This window comes from Pelovirga sp. (assembly GCF_059864205.1).
Genome location: NZ_JCBCBS010000056.1, coordinates 1 through 1986 on the forward strand (window position 1 = coordinate 1; position 1986 = coordinate 1986).

Sequence of the window (1986 nt, forward strand, 5' to 3'; positions counted from 1 at the left end):
AGTGGCTTTGAACAGAAGCGGCAGGCCTGTCGGGAGTTGGGGGTCGAGCTGGTGGTGATCGGCGCACCTGAGGCAGGGTGTTAGCAAAACATATCATATGTGAGCGCATAGATTGTTCTCAGGACAGGCTTTGAGTTGAAAACATGACTGGGCTGGGCGAAAATCGATTTCGCTAAAAAATTCCACGTTCGACCCGCGCAGGGGTCAAGGTGGCAAAGCGTTCCTGTCCAGGTTTTTTGATCGGGAAAAATGTCAGAGTCAATTGCCTTTATGTCATTGTTGAATGCGTTTCTGCAAAATCTCTGCAAAGGGTTCTCTGTCGTGACAGTTCTTCCCGAAATCCTCCTGTCTGATCGATAGATTCCCCCCAGCGATCAGTAAAAACAAGATCTTCAAGGGGCAGGCGGGGTTGCCAACCGGCTGCTTCCAGTTCAGGTTTGTTAAAAAAGAAATCGGTATAGCCAAGGCATAAATAGGCGACGGGGACGATCCTTGCCGGGATATCCAGGATCTCCTTGAGGCGTTGCTCATGCAGGATGCTGACCCAGCCGACACCGATATTTTCAGCCCGCGCCGCCAGCCACAGATTCTGGACGGCACAGACGCAGCTGTAGAGATCCATCGTTTCCACATGCGTGCGACCGATTACCACCGGCCCGGTGCGCTCACGATCACAGGTAACGCAGATATTGATCGGCGCTTCACGAATACCTTCCAACTTGAATCCCTGATAGGCACTGCGGCGAAGCGGATCAAACATCTCTGCCGCTTCGCGGTTCGCTTGCGCGAAGTCATTGTATACCGACTGTTTGGTGTCGGGATCTTTGATGACGACAAAATTCCACGGCTGCATGAAGCCCACCGACGGAGCATGATGGGCGGCGTTCAGAATCCGGCCCAATACCTCATCAGGTACGTCATCCGGTTTGAATTGACCGCGCACATCCCTGCGGCTGAAAATCGCCTTGAACAGGCCTTTTTTTTCTTTGGCAGAAAATACGTCTTCGGCTTGCAGATGGGATTTGATTTTATCCATGATCGATTCATTCCTGAAGTCAGATTTGCTGGTGGTTAATGGGGAATGGTGGATATGCCGGGATTATTCAGCTGACAAGAGATCATTCAGCACCACCAGCAACCCGTTGATCACTGTGGCGGCGCAGGGGCTGCCGCCCTTGGGACCGCGATTGGTGACGTGGGGGATAGTGGTTTGGCGCAGCAGATCCTTGGATTCTTCGGCCTTGACGAACCCCACCGGCAGTCCGGCAACAAAGGCGGGCTGCATTCTGCCGGTGGCGGTGAGTTCCAGCAGTTTCAAGAGCGCGGTGGGGGCGTTGCCGATGGCGAAGATGGCGTCGGGGTAGCGTTCGGCGGCGTAGAGCATGGCGGTTTCGGCGCGGGTCAGGTTGTCGGCAGCGGCGCGGGTCAGCACGTCCGGCTGGCTGATGAAGCAGTGCACCTGATTGCCATAGCTCTGCAGGTAGCGGCGGGTAATCCCGACCCGCACCATTTCCACATCACAGATGATGGGTGCGCCACGACGCAGGGCCGCAACGCCCGCCTCTATAGCGCCGGGCAGGATGCAGGTCAACTCGGCGAATGCCGTATCGCCGGTGGTGTGAATCAGTTTGCGGGCGATGACTTGCTCAGCGCTGTTAAAGCGGCTGAGGTCGGTCGCAGAGTCGATGATGGCGAAACTGTCTTGCTCTATCTGTAGGCCTTTGTCCATTGCATGCTCCATGTTCTATGTTTTTTGGTGGATGCGATTATCGTAACTATTCAGCTTCGTAGCGAGAGCCTATCAATTGGCATATTTTCACTTGCGAAAATGAACTCGCTTCGCTTAAACAAATTTCCGCAGCGTTCAAACATACCAATTGCAGGCTCATTGCTGAGTTGTTTCTCAAGATGCTGAACAGTTACGCATTATCTGCCAATATTTATCGCTCCAGCAACCAGTCCAGCAGCGAGGGTTGGGATAAAAAG

General features: G+C 53.8%; 2 protein-coding genes. Both read right to left on the minus strand.

Features of this window, described 5'->3' with window-relative positions:
- Positions 1-268 precede the first annotated feature (268 nt).
- Positions 269-1036 carry a 5,6-dimethylbenzimidazole synthase gene (gene bluB, locus AC6F7T_RS03175; protein ID WP_500716523.1) on the minus strand — a complete coding sequence of 256 codons (768 nt, stop codon included), beginning with the start codon at positions 1034-1036 and terminating at the stop codon, positions 269-271.
- A gap of 63 nt (positions 1037-1099) precedes the next feature.
- Positions 1100-1729, minus strand: coding sequence for a precorrin-8X methylmutase (locus AC6F7T_RS03180; RefSeq protein WP_500716524.1), 630 nt, complete (start codon positions 1727-1729; stop codon positions 1100-1102).
- Positions 1730-1986 lie beyond the last annotated feature (257 nt).

What these genes read in the sequence shown, in the direction of transcription:
- AC6F7T_RS03180 (WP_500716524.1), bottom strand. Translation starts at nt 1,729, where the DNA reads ATGGACAAAGGCCTACAGATAGAGCAAGACAGTTTCGCCATCATCGAC.
- bluB (WP_500716523.1), bottom strand. Translation starts at nt 1,036, where the DNA reads ATGGATAAAATCAAATCCCATCTGCAAGCCGAAGACGTATTTTCTGCC.